The 17,168-nt window shown below is 71.3% G+C and carries 23 protein-coding genes; 5 read left to right on the top strand and 18 right to left on the bottom strand.

Annotated elements, in window-relative coordinates; all coding sequences use genetic code 11:
- Positions 1–223: 223 nt before the first annotated feature.
- The 4 genes from ABZ842_RS27640 to ABZ842_RS27625 all read right to left on the bottom strand — a co-directional run bounded on the left by ABZ842_RS27640 (position 224) and on the right by ABZ842_RS27625 (position 4,432).
- Positions 224–2,020 (bottom strand): hypothetical protein, encoded by a 1,797-nt coding sequence (locus tag ABZ842_RS27640; protein WP_361542228.1) that lies wholly within the window; start codon positions 2,018–2,020, stop codon positions 224–226.
- Between the two features lie 285 nt (positions 2,021–2,305).
- Positions 2,306–2,893 carry a hypothetical protein gene (locus ABZ842_RS27635; RefSeq protein WP_361542226.1) on the bottom strand — a complete coding sequence of 196 codons (588 nt, stop codon included), beginning with the start codon at positions 2,891–2,893 and terminating at the stop codon, positions 2,306–2,308.
- A gap of 360 nt (positions 2,894–3,253) precedes the next feature.
- Entirely contained in the window at positions 3,254–3,886 is a 633-nt protein-coding gene (locus ABZ842_RS27630) for a hypothetical protein (RefSeq protein ID WP_361542223.1), read from the bottom strand.
- Positions 3,887–4,153: 267 nt separating this feature from the next.
- A complete protein-coding gene (locus ABZ842_RS27625) occupies positions 4,154–4,432 on the bottom strand; it encodes a hypothetical protein (RefSeq protein ID WP_361542220.1) in 279 nt (92 codons plus the stop codon).
- Between the two features lie 146 nt (positions 4,433–4,578).
- Between ABZ842_RS27625 and ABZ842_RS27620 the strand changes: the two genes are divergently transcribed.
- Complete coding sequence (locus tag ABZ842_RS27620; RefSeq protein WP_361542217.1) at positions 4,579–4,908, top strand: hypothetical protein; 330 nt, start codon at positions 4,579–4,581, stop codon at positions 4,906–4,908.
- 175 nt (positions 4,909–5,083) lie between these two features.
- On the opposite strand, the gene ABZ842_RS27615 is transcribed toward ABZ842_RS27620, so the two are convergent.
- On the bottom strand, positions 5,084–5,437 hold the full coding sequence (locus tag ABZ842_RS27615; protein WP_361542214.1) for an HNH endonuclease signature motif containing protein: 354 nt from the start codon (positions 5,435–5,437) through the stop codon (positions 5,084–5,086).
- Positions 5,438–5,608: 171 nt separating this feature from the next.
- Between ABZ842_RS27615 and ABZ842_RS27610 the strand changes: the two genes are divergently transcribed.
- Positions 5,609–6,034 carry a hypothetical protein gene (locus tag ABZ842_RS27610; RefSeq protein WP_361542211.1) on the top strand — a complete coding sequence of 142 codons (426 nt, stop codon included), beginning with the start codon at positions 5,609–5,611 and terminating at the stop codon, positions 6,032–6,034.
- A 73-nt stretch (positions 6,035–6,107) separates the two neighbouring features.
- Positions 6,108–6,320 carry a hypothetical protein gene (locus tag ABZ842_RS27605; protein ID WP_361542208.1) on the top strand — a complete coding sequence of 71 codons (213 nt, stop codon included), beginning with the start codon at positions 6,108–6,110 and terminating at the stop codon, positions 6,318–6,320.
- Positions 6,321–6,355: 35 nt separating this feature from the next.
- Here the strand turns inward: ABZ842_RS27605 and ABZ842_RS27600 are convergent, their stop codons facing one another.
- The 13 genes from ABZ842_RS27600 to ABZ842_RS27540 all read right to left on the bottom strand — a co-directional run bounded on the left by ABZ842_RS27600 (position 6,356) and on the right by ABZ842_RS27540 (position 13,982).
- Positions 6,356–6,916: an XF1762 family protein gene (locus tag ABZ842_RS27600; RefSeq protein WP_361542205.1), complete on the bottom strand. Its 561-nt coding sequence runs from the start codon at positions 6,914–6,916 to the stop codon at positions 6,356–6,358.
- 88 nt (positions 6,917–7,004) lie between these two features.
- Positions 7,005–7,427, bottom strand: a complete 423-nt coding sequence (locus tag ABZ842_RS27595; RefSeq protein WP_361542202.1) for a hypothetical protein — start codon at positions 7,425–7,427, stop codon at positions 7,005–7,007.
- Complete coding sequence (locus ABZ842_RS27590) at positions 7,424–7,783, bottom strand: hypothetical protein (RefSeq protein WP_361542199.1); 360 nt, start codon at positions 7,781–7,783, stop codon at positions 7,424–7,426. The genes ABZ842_RS27595 and ABZ842_RS27590 overlap by 4 nt, the downstream gene beginning before the upstream one ends.
- 140 nt (positions 7,784–7,923) lie before the next feature.
- Positions 7,924–8,310, bottom strand: coding sequence for a hypothetical protein (locus ABZ842_RS27585; protein ID WP_361542196.1), 387 nt, complete (start codon positions 8,308–8,310; stop codon positions 7,924–7,926).
- Positions 8,307–8,849 carry a hypothetical protein gene (locus ABZ842_RS27580; protein WP_361542193.1) on the bottom strand — a complete coding sequence of 181 codons (543 nt, stop codon included), beginning with the start codon at positions 8,847–8,849 and terminating at the stop codon, positions 8,307–8,309. Before ABZ842_RS27580 ends, ABZ842_RS27585 begins: the two co-directional genes overlap by 4 nt.
- Before the next feature lie 56 nt (positions 8,850–8,905).
- Positions 8,906–9,742 (bottom strand): hypothetical protein, encoded by an 837-nt coding sequence (locus ABZ842_RS27575; protein ID WP_361542190.1) that lies wholly within the window; start codon positions 9,740–9,742, stop codon positions 8,906–8,908.
- A 62-nt stretch (positions 9,743–9,804) separates the two neighbouring features.
- Complete coding sequence (locus ABZ842_RS27570; RefSeq protein WP_361542187.1) at positions 9,805–10,638, bottom strand: hypothetical protein; 834 nt, start codon at positions 10,636–10,638, stop codon at positions 9,805–9,807.
- Between the two features lie 108 nt (positions 10,639–10,746).
- Positions 10,747–11,148, bottom strand: coding sequence for a hypothetical protein (locus ABZ842_RS27565; RefSeq protein ID WP_361542184.1), 402 nt, complete (start codon positions 11,146–11,148; stop codon positions 10,747–10,749).
- A gap of 84 nt (positions 11,149–11,232) precedes the next feature.
- On the bottom strand, positions 11,233–12,102 hold the full coding sequence (locus ABZ842_RS27560; RefSeq protein WP_361542182.1) for a hypothetical protein: 870 nt from the start codon (positions 12,100–12,102) through the stop codon (positions 11,233–11,235).
- 80 nt (positions 12,103–12,182) lie between these two features.
- Positions 12,183–12,566 (bottom strand): hypothetical protein, encoded by a 384-nt coding sequence (locus ABZ842_RS27555; protein ID WP_361542179.1) that lies wholly within the window; start codon positions 12,564–12,566, stop codon positions 12,183–12,185.
- A 190-nt stretch (positions 12,567–12,756) separates the two neighbouring features.
- Positions 12,757–13,005, bottom strand: coding sequence for a hypothetical protein (locus tag ABZ842_RS27550; protein ID WP_361542176.1), 249 nt, complete (start codon positions 13,003–13,005; stop codon positions 12,757–12,759).
- 205 nt (positions 13,006–13,210) lie between these two features.
- Positions 13,211–13,555, bottom strand: coding sequence for a hypothetical protein (locus ABZ842_RS27545; RefSeq protein WP_361542173.1), 345 nt, complete (start codon positions 13,553–13,555; stop codon positions 13,211–13,213).
- 139 nt (positions 13,556–13,694) lie between these two features.
- Positions 13,695–13,982: a hypothetical protein gene (locus ABZ842_RS27540; RefSeq protein WP_361542170.1), complete on the bottom strand. Its 288-nt coding sequence runs from the start codon at positions 13,980–13,982 to the stop codon at positions 13,695–13,697.
- A 254-nt stretch (positions 13,983–14,236) separates the two neighbouring features.
- Between ABZ842_RS27540 and ABZ842_RS27535 the strand changes: the two genes are divergently transcribed.
- Both ABZ842_RS27535 and ABZ842_RS27530 read left to right on the top strand, forming a co-directional pair.
- Entirely contained in the window at positions 14,237–16,453 is a 2,217-nt protein-coding gene (locus ABZ842_RS27535; protein WP_361542167.1) for a hypothetical protein, read from the top strand.
- A 105-nt stretch (positions 16,454–16,558) separates the two neighbouring features.
- Positions 16,559–17,017, top strand: coding sequence for a hypothetical protein (locus ABZ842_RS27530; RefSeq protein WP_361542164.1), 459 nt, complete (start codon positions 16,559–16,561; stop codon positions 17,015–17,017).
- Positions 17,018–17,168 lie beyond the last annotated feature (151 nt).

The raw sequence follows: 17,168 nt of genomic DNA, 5'->3' as shown, positions 1-17,168 counted from the left end.
ATAACCGGGTGCTCGCGGCGAAGGGCCGGTCGGGACCAGTGGCTACGCATGCAGCGAGCCCGGTCTCTTGGGGCGCGACCGGGCTCGTGACCTGCGTGAGGGCCTGGCTCTGGTGACCGCCAGAGTTGGGCCCTTGCTGCTTCCCTGAAGGCAGCAGCAGTCCTGCTGCTGCACGGTACCAGTCGACGTTCCCGCCGATCGGCGGGGAAACGTCGATCGGGCTCTAGTTGAGGAGTCCGCGGCGGCGCGGCGGGTTGATCGGCTCGGGCTCGTACACGGACAGGAGGACGGCTTCAGCTCGGTCGGGCGACTTCATGCCGCGGGCCCGCATCGCCTTCTTCGACTCGATCTCGGTGTACCCGTTCGTCCGGGTGAGCAGCTTCGGGGTGGAGAGCTGCGTGGCGGCCTTCTTGTCGACGTGGAGCCGCAGCCGGCCACGACCCGACGACGGATCGGGCTGCAACAGCGATCGGGTGGCCAACCACATCTCGTCTCGCTTCCGCCACGGCCGCATCACGGCCCCGGGGTCGTCCTGCTCCGGTGATTCCGACACCATCACGCCCACGATCTGCGCGCGGTGCCGCCCCGTCTCCGCCCACCGCTGCAACATGCTGACCGCACCGTGACCGATCCCGTTCTGGTCCACCTTGACCCGCACCGGGTGCGGGGACTTCAACGCGTCAGCGAGGCGCTGCGCCGCGTGGATCTCCTCCAGGATGACCTCGGCGACGGTCACCTGGTTGTCGTTCGCGGCGCCGGCGGACGCGTGCCGGAACTCGATCGCGTCCCCGACGCATCGGTACACGGTGAACTCGTCGCCGCCGTCCGCGGCCACATCCACGCCCAGGCGGACCCAGGCGCCTTCGCGGACGGTGTGCTCCGCGTGCTCCTCGTCCAGGCCGAGGTCACAGATCCGGTGCCAGCCGTCGCCGGTCGGGTCCTCGTACGACATTGCGGCCTCTACCCAGCTCGGCGGGATAGCGATGCCGCCGCCGCCCTTGGGGAAGCGTGCGAAGACCTTCGCCACCACGTACGGGTGGTCCTCCCCGTACGAGCGGATGGTGCGGTCCACCCAGTCCTGGTCCGGCATGTGCCGGGCCAGGGTGTGGACGTCGTTCGGGTTGGGTGGGCAGTCGGTGCAGTACGGGACTCGTTCGCGTGTGATGGCGGGGGAGTCGAGCACGGAGATCGGGATGGTGATGGTGGTGGGCTCTTCTGGGTCGTCGCCCTCCAGGCACAGTTCCTCGAACCACGAGGCCGGGTCGTCCATCGCCGGGTTCCCGATCGCGAGCATGGCCGCGTGCCCGCCCGTGAGGAGGTTGTTGGTGCCGTGGCCGATCATCGGGGCGATACCGCCCGCCTCGTCGACGATGAGGAGGATGTGGGCCATGTGGATGCCCTGCATCGCCGCCTCGTCGTTCGCGGGGGCGGAGAACCCGTACGCGGCCACGAAGTCGTGCCCCTCACGCGTGGGCATCTTGTACTGGACGGTGTCGCAGAAGCCGGGCAGACCAGCACGGGGCACGATCTTCCGGATGTGCGGCCAGAGCTGCCGCTGAACCTGCCGGAACCGGGTCGCCGTGGTGATCACCAACGCTGTCCCGACCGGATACACGTTGGCGAACCAGAGTGCTGCTCTGGCAGCAAGGTGGGTCTTGCCCACGCCGAACCCTGCCGGAACAGCGACCCGCTTGTGGTCGACGATCGCATCGAGGACGGCGCGCTGCTTCCACCACAGGCTCTCGCCGAGAACGTCCTCGACGAACCCGGACGGTGAATCCCTCCACAGGCCGTACAGCGAGCCGGTGACCCGCTCGACCTCCCGCAGGACGTACGGACGCTCGCGGGCCGTGAGGTCGCGTTTGAAGGCGTTCCGCCGGGCCTCTACGGGGGCGCGGAGCAGGATGTCGGCGACGTTGGAGGCGTCGCGGGAGATGACTCCGGGCCGGCGCGCCCTGTTCAACTCCTCGCGTGCGGGGACGACGCGGGAGCTCGAGGGCAGGGGCTGCGTGCGGGGCATGGGCGGGAAGGTGCCGCCCGGGGGGATCTAGTGTCGCGGCCTGGCCGAGTCTCACGCTGGCATCGGCCAGGCCGCGGTTCCGGCAGTCGCATGAATCGTGTCGCCCGCTGCCTGTCAGGGGTGACGCCCGTGCCGGAAGTCTGCGCCGGGGGCGGCCCTGCACCGGGGAGGTGGAGCAGGGCCGTCACCCCGGCCGGGGGGTGCTGCTGGAGCGCTCGTTCCCCGGGGGGATGTCGGGGGCGGAGCGCCAGCCGCACTCTGTAGTACGTCGCGCGCCGAAATTTGTTACACCTCGTCGGCAGCGAGGGGGTGTCGCGCCCCGAAAGCACGGCAGCAGTGAGGGGGCGGGGGCTGCTCGCGCAGCAGGGCGTCGAGCTTGATCGAGGGACAGCTGAAGGTGAGCGGGCCGTTCGGGACTATCCCGTCGAAGAGGTCGGCGACCGCGCTCTCCAGGAGCGAGGCGATCTCGCCCTCCGCGGCTTTCTCCCTGCCGCTGTCGGGGTCCAACGCGACGTCGAGAGGCTCGCCCGGCGCATCGCTCGGGTTGAGGAGTGCGGCGACCGCGGCACGACTGGGGCGTGGGCAGTCCTCGGTGGCGTCGTCGGCGGCCACGGGTTCCTCAGCGCCTGTGGTGGCCGGCTCGTCGACGGCGGGGGCTAGGCGGGCGTCGAGGCTGGCGAGCAGGTCTTGTTCCGCCTCGGCCCGCCGTATCGCTTCCCGGAAGAGCGTCATCTCCGACTCCACCACCGTGCGCTCTGCCCGGGTGAGGCGGTACCACGGGGTGGGGTCCTGTCCGGCGGCTCGGAGGAACGCTCGGCGGGTCTCGTAGAAGTGCCGGGTCAGGTTCGGCGGGAGCGTCGTTCGCGGCGTCATGTCTGAGGGAACGCCGTCGGCCGGATTCTGTGACACCCGGCTGCTCGTCGCCTCGTCCCGGCTGGCGCGCTGAGGGCCGGTTCGAGCGCGTTCGGAGGCGATGCGCGCCGATGCCTGAGCGCAGCGAAGGCATCGGAACTCTTACTTCATTGTGGTGCTTGATCTTGTTACTTAAGGCGCCCAGCGGCCCGGTGACCGGAGGAGCGGCGCCCTGATCGCTGGCGACCGAGTTCCCGGGAGCCGGGTTTCTGGACGCCGGGGATTTGGGCACCGGGCGAGAAGGGGATTCGGGGCCGTCTGCGGACATGGCAAAGGCCGGCCCCGGAGACGCTCGGGGCCGGCCTGTGTCGGTCTGGTCGGTCAGTTCTTGGCGTCGCGCTCGCGACGGGCCGTGATCTGCTGTTGGCTGATCAGCTTCCTCGAGACGCCGGCAACAGCAGCGATCCTCGGTGCGTTCCAGTTGTACGGCTCCTCCGACAGGGCGAGCGCGGCATTCCGCATGAACACCACGGCCGCGGCGCGGCGGGCGCGTGCTTCGATGACCACGGTGGCCAGCCGCGGCAACTTCTTGGCGGCGTCCTTGACGACCGGCACCCCGGCCTCCCGAGCTGCCTCCGCCAGCTCGGGCAGCGGAAGGTCGGGGATGGGCCGCAGCGGAATCCGCCCGCTCTCGGTGGGCACTCGTTCGATGCCGCCGTAGAAGACCCTGCTCAGGATCTCCCTGTAGGCGTTGGGCTTGATGCCAGCCTTGGCGGGGATGCCGAGGACGTGGTCGTAGAACCACAGGGAGGCCACGGCCTCGTCGCGTTCCTGGACGTGCAGTGCAATTTCGGCGTCGGCCTGGTGAATGATCTCGGCAGCTCGCTCGAGCCGTTCGTCGGGGCGGGCGATCGGCGCCAACTCCTCCATCACGGCGCGTTCTGCCGCAGCGCGGAGGGCGTCAGGGTCGAGCTCCTGGAGCTCCGCCGAGAAGCGGGTACCAACCTTGCGCATGGATGCTGTTCCCATCTCAACCTATGGCGCGATGCTGCGCCTCGCGCCGACTGGGGTACCCCCACGCCTGCGCGCACCTCTTAGAGTACAGCAGTGAGACATTCGTGTTCGATAATGCGTGCACCGCACCAGTGGTGACCTGCGCCGGAACGCACCAGGTGTTCGTCCTGCCGGCGGCCAGCACGCGCTTGGGCCGGCCTGGGCTGAGGCCGGCCGCGGAGGCTGGGTCGCGGAAGCGCGGTCGCGGCCCAGCCGCCGTTGCCGTGGCTACGCTCGAGGCGGAGGGACGGCGAGCTCCGGCCCGTCGTACGCCGCCTGGAGTTGGACACGGACGAAGTCGAGCGCTGCCGCCACTGCGGCGGGGTCCAGTGGCCGCTGCTCCCCGAGCACCTCCCCGCAGGGGGCGAGCCGGATCGTGTCGAGGATGTCGGCGGGGCCTTCGAGCACGACGTCGCCGGCGCCCGGGAGGTGGATGATGCGGCACGCCTGCCCCACCCCCCACACCGGAGACATACGGACCGTGCGCAACATGTCACTTTGAGTCATGCTTTCGACGTTACCGGCCACCTCTGACAAGCCAGAGCGAGCCGCCCCCGGACACCGACCACGCCCCGCTACTCGCCCCGCGCACTCACTACACCCCCTCTCCCGCAGAACGCGCCGCACGGCGCTGCTTGCACCCGGCCCACCCCGTGCGCGACTCCACCACGAACACCCCCAAGGCGACCGGCCCGAACACGACCTTCACGTACGGCACCGCGTACCACGTGCGCTGCAACACGCACGTGAAGCCGAAGACCAGCGGCGGACTCGACGGCGTCACCGGCCAGACGCTGGCGGTGAACCGGCCGATACTGACGGAACGCTGGCGCCGCACCTACAGCCACAGCCTCAGGGAGACGAACGTGACGGCCGCGAGCAGCCCCGAGGACCACAACATCAGCACGACGACTCCCGCGAACACCGACCACTCGTCGATACCCCACATCCGGATCGCGGTCAGGAGCGGCAGCCGGTCGTAGCGGACGACCCCGGGCAGGATCTCGCACTCAGGGAGGGTCCCGGCGCCAGTCCACTCGCAGTGCCGTGTCGACTTCTGGGAGTACGACGCCTTGTGCGCACCCTCGTGCCCGGCCGGGAGCTGACAGCGCCACTGCGAGGTGAGCACGGCCGGTACGGCGGTGCACTGGCGGCGCCTCATCGGCGGGCCGCCACGGTCGTGGTGCGAACGCCATCCGGGGTGAGCTGGTAGTCGCCGCCGTCCGGGTAGCGCACCAGGACCTCGCCGGGGAGCTGCGGGCGACGCACCTTCCACCCCGCCTCGTACGACGCCCGCGGGTGGTCCTCGAACCATCCGTTGCACACCGTGCAGGCGAGCAGCAGGTTGTGCGCCTGGTTGATCCAGGGCTCCCGCGCCCCGCCCATGCCGCGGTTCACCCGGTGGTGGATGGTCAGGCTCTCCCGCGTCCCGCAGCGCACGCAGGCGCCACCGTCCCGGTCGTAGACCATGGCCTTCACCACGTCGGTGGGGCCGGTCCGTCGTCGTGCCACAGCGCTGATCTCCTCGTCTGCCCCGAGCACCAGGCCGGCAGGGAACGCGGCCACGGAGGTGCGCTCGGGGCGAGGCGGGGAGAATGAACGAGCGCCGACGCTTACGTCCCGCCGTCGCTGGCGGGCACAGTTGACACGGCCACTCAGAACCAGAACTGACAGGGGAGCAGCGTGCTCGATCGGATCGGCGTCGATGACGGCCGCCACCTGCCGGAACTCGTCATCGACGAGGACGCCTCCACCGCCGCCGGCGCAGCCCGCTTCCGGGCCGACTGTTCATGCGGTCGGATGCCCCGGCACCCGGCGGGCAGCCGTGCTCAAGCGCTGGCCGCGCACCTCGCCCACGTCAGCACCAAGACCGACCCGCCCAAGGGGTCGGAGTGGCTCCCCATCGGTGCCCGCGTCGCCATCCTCGCCGTGACCATGCTGACCGTCTGGGGAGCCTGCTACGCCACCGGGCAGATCATCGCCCACGAACAGAGCCTCGCCGGCGCCACAGCCAAGGCCGTCCTCGGCAGCTCCCATCTCGCCGGTCTCGCCCTGGCTTTCGGTCTGATGGCCGCGGTCCGCCGCTTCATCGCCCCCAGCCGGCTCTGAACCCGCAGCCTGCTGCGGGGGAGTCGTGCAACACTCGGTGCGCCTTGATGACCAACGGCCGCGGAGTTCCCCGATGCTCAACGAGAACGAGTTCGTGCTGTTCTTCACGCTGGTCGGAGTGGGGCATCTGCTCTGCGCGTGTCTCACCTGGCTGCGGCAGGACAGATGGGCGGCGGAAGCCCAGCGCGGAAAGCCGTTCCTGCGCTGGTGCAGCGGCCAACGCCTGCTCAACGTGGAACTGACCCTCGGTGTCTTCTTCCTGGGCCTGGCCGTGACGCTCATGTAGCTCCGGCCCCGGACCGTCGTAGGCGTGCCCGGCGGTCAGCCGACAGCGGCTGTTACCGCCTCCCAGAGGGTGCGCGCTGTGTTCTCCGTGCCGTGCGCTGCGCGGGGGCGGCTTGCACAGTTCCAGCCGGGCCGGGGACGTCGTTGCGCAACCACTGTCCAGCCGGCCCCGCGCAGGCTGGCCCCCGACTCGCCTTCCTGCGTGTACGTGATCAGCCGCGTGTACCCGAGCGCCTTCGCCGCCCGCCAGGCCGCGCCGTACAACAAGCTGTTGGCGTTGCGTACGCCGTCCGTCGCAGTCCGCGTGACCTCAAGGGTCTGGCCGTCGTCGAAGTGCCGGGCTATGGGGCGGCCGGCGATGGCCACGGCACGCAGAGTCCCGTCCTGGTCTGCTGCCCCGACAGCGAACACGGCACCCGGGGGCGGTTTGTGGTGCCGGTGCCACGCGGCGACGAACTCCTTGGCGTCCCTCTGCCGGACCGGCACCAGATGCAACCGTGCCTCGGTCTCCGTCGATGCCGTGGCCCGGCCGCCGTGGGCCGGGGCAGGCTCTGAGTGCGCGGCGGTTCGGGTACGGGGTGTCTCTGCGGTGAGCATGGCCGCGGACCGTACGGACGGCCGCTCCTTGCGTCTCGCGCTGAGGCCCGGCCCCAGCACGAGGCCGGGGCCGAGCGCCACGACGGGGTCAGGTCGCGGCGCCGGCGCCCCCGGGGGCCGGGGGGACGGCGCCCTTCGCGTGCTTGAGCTTCTGCCGGGCGTCGACCAGGGCCGCGCCTTCCTTCTTGCACCGCGCCCACCACCGGTGGCACTGGACCGTGGCCGTGGCTTCCCGCAGCTCTTCGAAGAGCCGGTCGTACTCGGCCGCGTCCTTCTCGGGCCAGCCGGGCGACGCGGGCCGCCCGGGGCGCTCCCTGCCCCGTTCGGTCTCCTCCGGCCAGCCCGGGTGCGGTTCCCGGGACCAGGGAAGGCGCGCCTGGAGCTCGTGGAGGGCGGCGAACAACTCGGCGGCCGTGCGCTGCGCCGCGAGCAGGTCGGACGGGAAGTCGTAGGGGTCGAACGGGGCCGGCTCGACGGCGGCCGGGGAGTCTGTCGGGGCGCTGCTGCTCACGCTTCGGATTCTAGTTCGAATGACGGGCGGCGCTCCGAATCGGGCTCGTTCCGCATTCCCGTGTCGGCGCGCGCCAGCACAGCAGACACGGCGTCGCTGACCGCGGCCGGCGACTGCTCCACGGTGATGGTCGGCTCGAGGTGGCTCGCCACGGCAACGGCAAGGTGGTCGAGCAGGATCCGCTTGTAGTCCTCGAAGAACGAGGAATCCTCAAGGATGCGCTGCCAGAGAGCGCGGGCTACCTGCTGCTGAACCTTGATCTGCTCGCCGTTGACGGTGGCTTCTGCGGTCAGGGTGACGTACTTCCCGAACGTGCCGTTGTCCGGGCCGTGCGCGGTCTTGTCGTGGGTGCTCATGCCAGGGGGAACGGCGGGACGGCAGAAGGCGTTACAGCGGCCGTTCCAGGAGCGGGAACGCCCGGCCCGCGGGACTCCGCGGGGCCGGGCGTGGTGGGGCGCCGGCCTGTGTCGCCGGCGCCCCGAAGAGGCGGCTGTGGTCAGCCGGTCGCCGCGGCGTGTGCTTCGGCGTCGAGGACGGCGGCGGCGTCGTCGACTTCGGCACGCAGGTCGATTCCCGCGCGCTGGAGGCCGGCGAGGAGGTCACCGGCCGTCGGGTCGTCGCCCCGGTCGTGGGCGGCGACGTGCTCCGCGACCTTGGTCCGCACCGTGAGGAGTGCGGTCTCCACGGCGAGGAGGCGGCGCAGCAGCGCCGGCACGGCGATCCGGCAGTACCGGCCGAACGCCTCGGTCGTGTGCTGTCCGCTGCGGGTTTCGCGGTGTACCTCGGCGGCGTCGAGGGCCGCAACGACCGTCCCGGGCAGGCCGGGGCCGAGTAGGGCGTTCAGGGTGGCGAGGTCCTCGGGCGGGGCGGGGCGCAGCGTCACGACTGCCCGCCGGTGCAGTCGGGGCGCAGCTTGATGTGACCGCCCGCCGGGCACTGTTCGCCGTGCAGCGCGCAGGCGCCTGCGGCGAGCGGGATACCCAGCGGCGTACGGTCGCCCCTGCTCTCCGCTTCGAGTTCGGCGTCCGTGCGCAGCTCCGCGGGGAGGAAGGCGATGAGTTCGTTCATCTTCACCTCGTCCACGCGTTGGACCAGGCGCTCGATGTCCCTCGCGTCGCGCGGGTCGGCGTACCCCCACAGCACGACGATCTGCTTCGGTACGGGCGGGAGCAGCGTGTTGTGGTCCGTCCACGTGCGGAAGTCGTACACGGCCTGGCGCTGGGCGTCGCGGATGGAGTGCAGGCGCAGCGGCCAGTGTCCGGTGCCGTCGTAGCCGGGCCGGGTCAGGACCAGGTAGGCGCCGGTCGGGAACTGGGCGCGCAGGGTCGCGCTGATGAGCGGCAGCATCGCTTCCGCTGCGGCGTGCAACTGTGTGATGGCCTGGTTCAGGGCGAAGATCGGGGTGAGGCGGGCAGAGCCCATCGGGGTGTCCTTCCGGAGTGTTCGGGGGCGCCCCTGGTGTCGGGGCGCCCCGGGGGTCAGTGGCAGAGCTGCGGGGCGAGGGAGATGAGGAAGTCGACGCCGACGCCGTGGACGTTGACGGACGCCGGGGTCGTGTCGTGTGCGCGGGAGATGGGGTCGAGGGCCGGGGTGGCGTACCCGTACGGCCCGGGCCGGGTGCCGAAGACGAGTCCGCCCTTGTCGGTCTGCTCGACGGGCACGTGTCGGGCGAGTACGGCGGCCAGGCGCCGTTGCAGGCGGCCCCGGACGTGGGAGACGTCGGGCCGCGGGCCGCGGGCCGGCGGGGGCAGGAAGTAGGTCGCGGCCTTCTCGACGGCGCGCACCGGGCCCTGTATCTGGACGTCGGCGACCGGGTTCGTGCCGTGCAGGGTGACGGAGTACCGGGCGCCCGACGGCGCGCCCCATGCCAGGGTCGACGTGTTCTCCAAGAGGCCGATCCGGTTGTACGTCGCCGCGCCTTGGGGGCGCAGCGCGTGCCCGATCTCGTTCAGCAGTTCCAGCCGGCCCGCCACGCGGCGGCCGTCGCCCGTGGCGCGCCCGGCGGCCTCGTCGTCGAGGACGGGCAGGACCAGGCGCAGCGTCTCCCGGGCGATGACGGTCGGGTTGATGCTGTCGATGTGGAGGTCGGGGCGGGTCGGTTCGCGGTCGGGGAGCTGCCAGCCGATCTGTGTTTCCCAGGTGCGGGCAACGAGGATGAGGGCGCGGCTGCCTTGGACGAGGCGGGCGGCGGGGTACCGGGCGGTCCACCACGCGTTGTAGGGGGCGACGGTCCAGGGGGCGCCGGCGCGTTCGGGGAGACGGGCGGCGATACGTTCGGCGCGGGTCGGGGCGGGGGTGGTGACGGTGGTCGTCATGTCGGGGCCTTTCGAGGGGCCGCGCCCCGGGGGTGGCGGGGGCGCGGCCGGTGGGGCGAGGGTCAGACCAGGTGCGGGACGGCGGTGAGCAGCAAGTCGGTGCCGAGGCGGCGTGCCTCGGCGACGACGCGGCGGGCGTCGTCGGCGGTGTCGGTGGGCTCGTCGGACGCGGGCAGGCTGATGTGTCCGACCGCGTTGCGCTGGCGGCCGAACTCCACCTCGTGGTCGTTGAGGGGGCGGAGTTGCGGGTAGCGGTCGCTGAGGTGCCGGGTGAAGGCGCTTCCGGCGTCCGTCGCGCCGTACCCTTCGGCGGGGGGCAGCAGGGTCGGTAGGACGCCGTACAGGCCGCTTAGGGGGCCTTCGTAGGTGAGGGTGAGGTTCCCGCTCGGGGTGAGGACCCACAGGCTCCAGTCGGCGCCGCTGCTGGTCGTCCACTCCAAGCCGTAGCCGTGCCCGTGCGGGCGCTGCACGGGGTTGGGGTGCGCGCCGTGGTCGACGAGGGCAAACCCCACCTCGATCAGGTTGGGGGCCGCGTCTACCAGGACTTGCTGCCACCCGTGCGCGTGGATGGTGGCGCTGGCGGCCCGCCGCTCCAGACTGGGAAGAACGGTGTGCAGGATGCCCCGGGCGAGGTCGGCGACGGGGTCGGGAGAGGTGGCGCTGACGACGACCTCGGGGGCGACGGGGAACGTGCCCGCCTCGTCGACGAACACCTCGATCACGCCTCCCGACTCGGCGATGATCAGGGCGCGGTCCCCGTTGGCGATGCGGGAAGTCGCAGCGTTGGGGCGGACGCCGTATCCGGCGGGGCCGACCTGCCACGGCTGGCGCCGGCGGGCGGGGAGGAGCGCGGCGAGCGCCGCGGCGGTGGTCGCGTGGCTGACAGCAGAGGTCACGGTGTTCCTTCGTTCGGGGGTTCGGCGCGGTGCTCTCCGGCCGGGATGTGGTCATACGGGTGGTGCTTGCGTCGCGCCCCGGGGCCGCGCGGTGGCGGCCCCGGGGGATCAGATGGAGGGCTCCAGGGCGAGCGGCTCGAACGTGACCAGAAGAGTGCTGCTGTCGTTCGGCTCAACCGACGACGAGTAGTCGCCCAGTGCGGTGCCCAGGCTGGGGTGATGGTCGGATAGGTCGAGGGTGCGGGTGCTGCCGTCGGCGAGGGTGACCATCGGGTCGCGAATGTCCCAGCAGAATCCGTCGTCCTGCTCGTCGGTGCTGAACTCGGCGAACACTGGTGCAGGAGCCCCGGGCTCGTTCTCCATGAGAACGGTCTCCACGGCCTTCAGGACTTTGCCCGGCAGCGCTGCCCTGTTTCGTTCGTCCAAGATCTCGTTAGCCTCGTTTCGCAGGTTCATCAAGTCGGCGTCGCTCTGGTGGATCAGGGGGCGCATCACGATGTACGGGGTCATGTGAGGTTGTTCTCCCATCTGTTCGGGTCCAGGGGTTGGGCCGCGCCCCGGGGTGAGTCGGGGCGCGGGTGCGGGGCGGGCGGCTCAGTCGCAGGCGTAGATCCAGACGATGTCGGCGACGCGGTGCGCGAGCGTCGCTAGGCTCTCGCCCTCCGTGTCCCACATGGGGCTCTGGTCGTCGTCGTGTTGCACGTACATCTGCGGCGTCATGTTGCCGATGTCGCCGACGGCGAGTAGGTAGCTCTTGCCGTCGGGGCCTTGGATGGTGCCGGTGGTGCCGTGGGGCCCGGGCTGGGCGCGCCAGCCGGTACCGAGGCGTTTTGCGGTGGCGTGGGCGATGTCGGAGACGCTGAACGGGTGTTCCGTGCCCGGGGCAGGCTGGGGGGCGTGCTGCTCGGCCGTGTGCGGGGTGGCGGGCGCGTGGGGTGGGGTGTTGTCGGTTGCGGATGCGGTGAGTTGGGCGTGCTGCCAGAGGTATTCGAACGCGATCTTCAGCGCCTGGGACATGGTGGTTGGGTCGTTCGTGAGGCTCAGGTAGGTGTGGCTCATGAGGACCTGGGCGAACATGCCGCCCTCTTGGGCGAGGCGTATGGAGGCGGGTTCGAGCGACGGCGGCATGTCGATTTCGGTGCCGTACACGGGGGCGGTGACGTACTGGGAGAGGTGGGGCGGGAAGCCGATGGTGGGGTTGTCGGCGGCGATCTGATCGGCTTCGCTCAGGGCCACGAACGTGTCGGCATCGAGGGTGTTGGTGATGGTGGTGTCGTGCCACGTGGGGGGCTCCTCGGTCTCCAGCGAGTGCGCGGCGACGTCGAGGCAGGTGGCGATCTTCCGGAGCGCGGCGCGGCCGGTGGCGTCCGGGATGGGCGTGGGGTTGTCGGCGCGGGTGCGGGCGATCCCGGCGATCGTGCGGGCGCGGTGGGCGGCGTCGAGGGCGTTGGGTGCTGCGGGCATGGCTGTCTCCGGGCGCGAAGGGATGCGAAGGGGCGGGGCGCGGCGCGGGGGCCGCGCCCCGGGCGGTGCGGGGGTGCGGGTTAGGCGGCGATGAGGGCGGCGCGGACGACCTTGTATTCGGCCTTGCGCGGCTTGTACTGCTCAGCGATCCGGGCGACCTGTTCGCGGGTGTAGCGGAAGACGGTCACCGTGCGGTTCGGGAAGCCGGTGAAGGTGCGGCGGATGCGGGCGGAGCGGCCCTTGATACCCGCCTTTTTCGCGACTGCGCGCAGGGCGTTCGCGGCGCCGGTGACGGTCTCGCGGGTGGCGCCGGTGGCGAGGATGTGGGTCACGAGGGAACGTGCGCCGGTGTGGATGCGGCGGGCGGCGCGGGCGACGGCGCGTCGTGTGGCGGCGGCGGCGCGGTGGGCGCGGGTGCGGTCGCGGAGGACTTCGGCGGCGCGGCGGGAGCGGGCAGAGGCCATGGCTGTTTCCTTCGTTTGGGGCTTGTCGGCGGTGCTCTCCACCAACACCCTTAGAGTACAGCAATGCGACCCTCTCGGGATAGAGAGTGCGGGAAAATATCCAAACCCCCAGCTAGTCAACCCTCTTGAGGGGTCACTTCGCTCACGAAGGTCGCACTACTGGACTACAAAGCGGCCCCTTGTCTGCCGCTCAGAAGAGGGTGTCACCGCTGCCGGGGGGCATCGGTCGGGCCGGCCGGCGCACCCATCCCCCCGAACGCTTGGGCGCCGGCTGCGCCCCGAACAGCGCTTCCGTGCCGCACGCGTCCGGGACGGCGGGCACCGACCGTTCGACAACTCGGGGGTCAACCAGCGCGAGGGGCTCCGGGGGCAAGTCCCGGTCGAAGTCGGCCGGGGTCATGTCGGACCAGTTGAGCGGGGAGCTGCTGAGGGGGGCCATGGGATCCCTTTGGTGAGAGGTCGAGTGCGATTCAGAGCCGGCCGCCCGGGTCGGCCCCGGGCTGGCGCGCCGTGACGGGTGGCGCCGCCCTAGTGGCCGAAGAAGAGCGGGCGCCGGCGGGCCATGCGGACACCCACCCGTCGTACAGGACGGGCCGGTATCCGCATGGGGCGGCAGCTCCGCCCGTCGTACGACGGGCGTTCAGCTACGGTCGCGACCGGCCGGCGGGCGCACCCTCACCCCGAGGCGAGGCGTTGGGGCCGCACTGGCGGTTGCCCATGGTGGCGCAGTCCCACCCGAACTCGTCTTCGTCGACCACGCCGTCCCCGTTGTCGTCGCCCATCGCCGCGGCGCGCCCGTCGGCCCACCCGGCGCGGTAAGCCTCCGTCACGTCCGCCTGCGTGACGGGGCGGTCCGACGGCGGCGCGAAGTCGACGGGGGTGACGTCGGAGGCGCCGAGCGCACCGAGGGTGCCGAGTGCGAGCACGGCAGCTCCAGCGGCGAGGAGCGCGGCGAGACGGCGGCGGGGGAGGAGGCGCGGCATGCGCATGGTGGTGTCCTTCGTTCGGGGGTGTCCCGGTGCTCTCCGGGACGGGGGTGGGGCGGTGCGCCCTGCGCCCGCTCCGGCGGGGCCGGCTCGGGGGCGGGGCGCACCGCCCGCCGTGAAGGCGGGCGGTGCGGAGTCTGGGTCAGTTCAGGGGCGTGAACGTCCAGTAGAAGAGGCCACCAGGGGTGGGGTATTCGGCGTGGACGGTTCGGCCGTCGGTCCGCGCCTCGCCCTGAGGGATGAGGAGCAGCGCGGCCAAAAGTTCGGCCAGCGTCGAGGGGGACATGTCCACCAGGTGCACCGGCGGGTTCGCGGCGAGCTGTACGCGGCCCGCGTACGGGGTGGTGGTGGACGGCATTCCCTGGAGGCCACCGTCGTGGCGGCGCGTGATCGCGGTGTGGCGGGGGTTCTTTGCGAGGTTCACGGGCATGGCGGTGTCCTTCGTTCGGGGTTGCTCGGGGTGCTCTCCCCGAGCTGCGGGGTGGCTTGGCTTCAGAACGTACACACTCCACGGCTTAAAGTACAGCAGTGCGCCACTTGAAGTGAGCGAACCCTAGAAGTTCCTGCAAAACCTGAACTTCAAGGCGGACCACTTGACCATGTGTCGCACTGCTGTACTGTAAGCCGTGATGGTTCGCCCGTCCCGGAGAGCACCGGGGCACCCCCGAACGAAGGAGCACCGCCATGCCCAAGCGGCCCCCCACGACCGGCATCAAGACCGCCGACGAAATCATCACCCTGGCCGACGGCTACAACATGACCGTCACCGTCGACAGCAAGACGACCGACACGACCATCGCCCACGTCGTCCGCATCGAAATCCCCGTACCCGTCCCCTACATCGGTACGGCTTTGGGCGTCGCCCTCGCCGCCGACACCCTCACCCTGCTGTGGACCAAGCCCCTCAAGAAGGGCGCCCGGTTCCGCCTCGAAGACGCCACCCTGCGAAGCCTCGGCAACTCCCGCAAGGTGCGCACCTTCACTCAGATCACGTCTGCCGTACACGTCCTGGGGCGCAGCGCCGTCGAGCACGCCCGCGCCGCTGCGCCCCACCCGGACGAGGTCATCGACGCCCTGCACGCCCACTACGTCAACGGCCGCAAGGTTCACTCCGTACCCGCCGACCGTGTTCGGAAGGTCGTCAGCATCTGCCGGTTCGCCGGCCGACTCGTCCACCAAGACGACGAAGGCACGGTTCACACGAGCATCAGCCGCTTCGTCCCCCTCACCCCGCGGCAGCACATCGAGGAGCAGCAGCACGTCCGCACCGTCAACGGCGGCACCCCCGAACTCGTCGACAGCCGCGCCGCCCGCGCCGAGATCAACCACGCGATGATGGACGGCAAGCGCGACGTTCGCGAAATGTCCGAGTCCGACTCCACCGCGCGCATCGTCTACCGCGACCAGCGGGGCACCGTGGACCTGCGCCCCGTCCACAAGGGCGACACCTTGCCCGCCCATGAGCAGCGCCCGACCGTCCAGGAACTCACCGGCCCGATCGACAGCGGCCTGTTGGCCTACTACGCCGAGACGGTCGCCGCCGTCGATGACGGTACCGCGATCCCGGTGCGCGCCGACATGGTGCGCCCCGGCATGGTCGTCATCGCTGCCGTACGGCTCGAAGACCGCACCGTCAGCACGGTGAAGGCGTTCAACGGCTCCGTCCCGTGGGTCCGCGTCACCTGGACCACCCGCACCCACGCCGACAGCGTCATGGGCGATTCCCGCGTGTTCGAGCCCGGATGTCACCTCATGGTCACCGTCGACTCCCTCAGGGAGCTGTACGGCGCTGCCGTAGCCCGCCCGGCCACCGCGGAGGGGACCGACGCGGACACCACCCCCGAGGCGGAGCGGTACGCCCCCGGTGACCGCGTCATCGTCCGTGGCGTCTACTACCGCCACGAGACCCGCGAGCACCGGACGCTCCCGGAGTACGCCGGCACGGTAGTGAACTGGGCAAGCCCGCACTACAACGTGCGCTCCCTCGTGGCTGACGAACACGGCCACGGCGTCCGCCCCTGCCGGGTTCACGAACTCCGCCCCGCCACCGCCGAGGACATCGCGCGCCTTGTCCCCACGGCCGACGAACTCCGGGCCCGTCGCTCCGCGGAGGGGTTCGCCGCGAAGTGGTGGGCCGAGCAGCGCACCGAGGAGCCGACGGACGACGCGCTGCGAGCAGTCTTCGCCCAGTGCGTGAAGCCGCCCCGCCCGGAGCGGTACCCGGCTATCCGCGTCGCCATCGCCGCCATGAAGCCCCCGGCCGCCGCCGCGCCCTTGTTCGCCGCTCTCGCCGCGTACGAGACCGTCACCGAGGCGTTCTGGACCGAAGCCCCGCGCGAACTGCACACGCTCGCGATGCACTTGGAGACGCTGCCGCTGGCCGCGCCCGTCGGCCTCCACCCGGAGCTGCGCGCGGCACGGGACGCCGCCGAGGACGCGTGGGAGAGCCTGCGTACGGCCGCGACGAACCTCAGCCGCACCCACGCCCGGGAGAAGGTGCGCGCCGCCCTTGTGCGGGCCCGTGCAGCCGTCTTGGCCGTCGAACCGCGCGCGGAGCGGATGCGCGGCACGTACATGCCCGCCACCGCCGAGGAGATCCGCGCCGCCGCCCGCGCGTTCCTTGCCACCATGGGCACGCCCGACGAACGGGCCGCCATCGACACCGGCACGCCCTGCATCCTCGTGCGCAGCCATCCGACGCTGGACGGGGAGCAGGTGGTCGCCGCGGTTACCGCCGCCATCGAAACGCCCACGGGCCACATCCCCGCGCACCCGCCCGTCACCCTGTGCTTCCCCTACCTGGACGACCGCCTGAGTCTGGCGGACAACGCCCGCAAGGCCCTGCACCACCTCTTCGACGTCGATGTCCCCATCGAGTACCGCGGTTGGTGCGAGGACTGACCCCTGCACCACGAACGCCGCCCGGCTGATCCGGCCGGGCGGCCCCCTCCTGCACCACCCCGTCCCGGAGAGCACCGGGGCACCCCCGAACGAAGGAGCACCGCCATGCCCAAGCAGCCCCCCGCCCCCGTCCTGACCGTGGCCGCTGTCACCGTGACCACCGACCAAACCGGCCACGCGTACGCCATCGTCCCCGATGACGTCGCCCGACTGCTCACCGCCATCTCCTACGAGGGCATCGACCGGAAGGCGCGCGGCATCTTCTTCGACTCCACCCGGCAGCCGGCGACCTCTTGGGCCGCGACCACGGTGCGCACCATCTTCGAGGCCGTACTCGCGTCGCCCGTCGCCGCCGAGGACCCGCACGCACGCGGCCTGTCGCAGTACCGCAAGCACGACGGCGGCACCTTCTACGGCCTCATCGCCGCCGAGAGCGCGTGGGACCCCGACACGCGTTGGTGGACCGACCACCGCAAGTACGACCACCTGATCCCCCGCGGCACCGCGTGCATCGAGTACACCGGCCGCCGCGGGCTCGCCGGAACCTGCTGGTTCTCCTCCTGATCTGCACCCCCCCGCGGGGCTGCGCCGCCCGCCCGCTGGTGGGCGGCGCAGCCCGGACCTCCCTCGCGCGCACGCGCGCGTGTGGACGGTGCCAGAAGTGCCACTCCCCCTGGCTGTCGGCAGCTCCTTGAGAGGACGTCTGTGTCTGCTC

Origin of the sequence: Streptomyces sp. NPDC047315 (assembly GCF_040643215.1) — a bacterium.
GTDB lineage: Bacteria > Actinomycetota > Actinomycetes > Streptomycetales > Streptomycetaceae > Streptomyces.
Note: the sequence above shows the minus strand (reverse complement) of the source record. Positions and strands in the feature narration are given on the sequence as shown.

Coding starts and splice junctions, on each gene's coding strand:
- ABZ842_RS27630 (WP_361542223.1), bottom strand. CDS start 3,886: ATGCGCAAGGTTGGTACCCGCTTCTCGGCGGAGCTCCAGGAGCTCGAC.
- ABZ842_RS27530 (WP_361542164.1), top strand. CDS start 16,559: ATGCCCAAGCAGCCCCCCGCCCCCGTCCTGACCGTGGCCGCTGTCACC.
- ABZ842_RS27580 (WP_361542193.1), bottom strand. CDS start 8,849: ATGGGCTCTGCCCGCCTCACCCCGATCTTCGCCCTGAACCAGGCCATC.
- ABZ842_RS27625 (WP_361542220.1), bottom strand. CDS start 4,432: ATGACTCAAAGTGACATGTTGCGCACGGTCCGTATGTCTCCGGTGTGG.
- ABZ842_RS27535 (WP_361542167.1), top strand. CDS start 14,237: ATGCCCAAGCGGCCCCCCACGACCGGCATCAAGACCGCCGACGAAATC.
- ABZ842_RS27555 (WP_361542179.1), bottom strand. CDS start 12,566: ATGGCCTCTGCCCGCTCCCGCCGCGCCGCCGAAGTCCTCCGCGACCGC.
- ABZ842_RS27605 (WP_361542208.1), top strand. CDS start 6,108: ATGCTCAACGAGAACGAGTTCGTGCTGTTCTTCACGCTGGTCGGAGTG.
- ABZ842_RS27565 (WP_361542184.1), bottom strand. CDS start 11,148: ATGACCCCGTACATCGTGATGCGCCCCCTGATCCACCAGAGCGACGCC.
- ABZ842_RS27590 (WP_361542199.1), bottom strand. CDS start 7,783: ATGAGCACCCACGACAAGACCGCGCACGGCCCGGACAACGGCACGTTC.
- ABZ842_RS27560 (WP_361542182.1), bottom strand. CDS start 12,102: ATGCCCGCAGCACCCAACGCCCTCGACGCCGCCCACCGCGCCCGCACG.
- ABZ842_RS27600 (WP_361542205.1), bottom strand. CDS start 6,916: ATGCTCACCGCAGAGACACCCCGTACCCGAACCGCCGCGCACTCAGAG.
- ABZ842_RS27540 (WP_361542170.1), bottom strand. CDS start 13,982: ATGCCCGTGAACCTCGCAAAGAACCCCCGCCACACCGCGATCACGCGC.
- ABZ842_RS27545 (WP_361542173.1), bottom strand. CDS start 13,555: ATGCGCATGCCGCGCCTCCTCCCCCGCCGCCGTCTCGCCGCGCTCCTC.
- ABZ842_RS27575 (WP_361542190.1), bottom strand. CDS start 9,742: ATGACGACCACCGTCACCACCCCCGCCCCGACCCGCGCCGAACGTATC.
- ABZ842_RS27635 (WP_361542226.1), bottom strand. CDS start 2,893: ATGACGCCGCGAACGACGCTCCCGCCGAACCTGACCCGGCACTTCTAC.
- ABZ842_RS27640 (WP_361542228.1), bottom strand. CDS start 2,020: ATGCCCCGCACGCAGCCCCTGCCCTCGAGCTCCCGCGTCGTCCCCGCA.
- ABZ842_RS27550 (WP_361542176.1), bottom strand. CDS start 13,005: ATGGCCCCCCTCAGCAGCTCCCCGCTCAACTGGTCCGACATGACCCCG.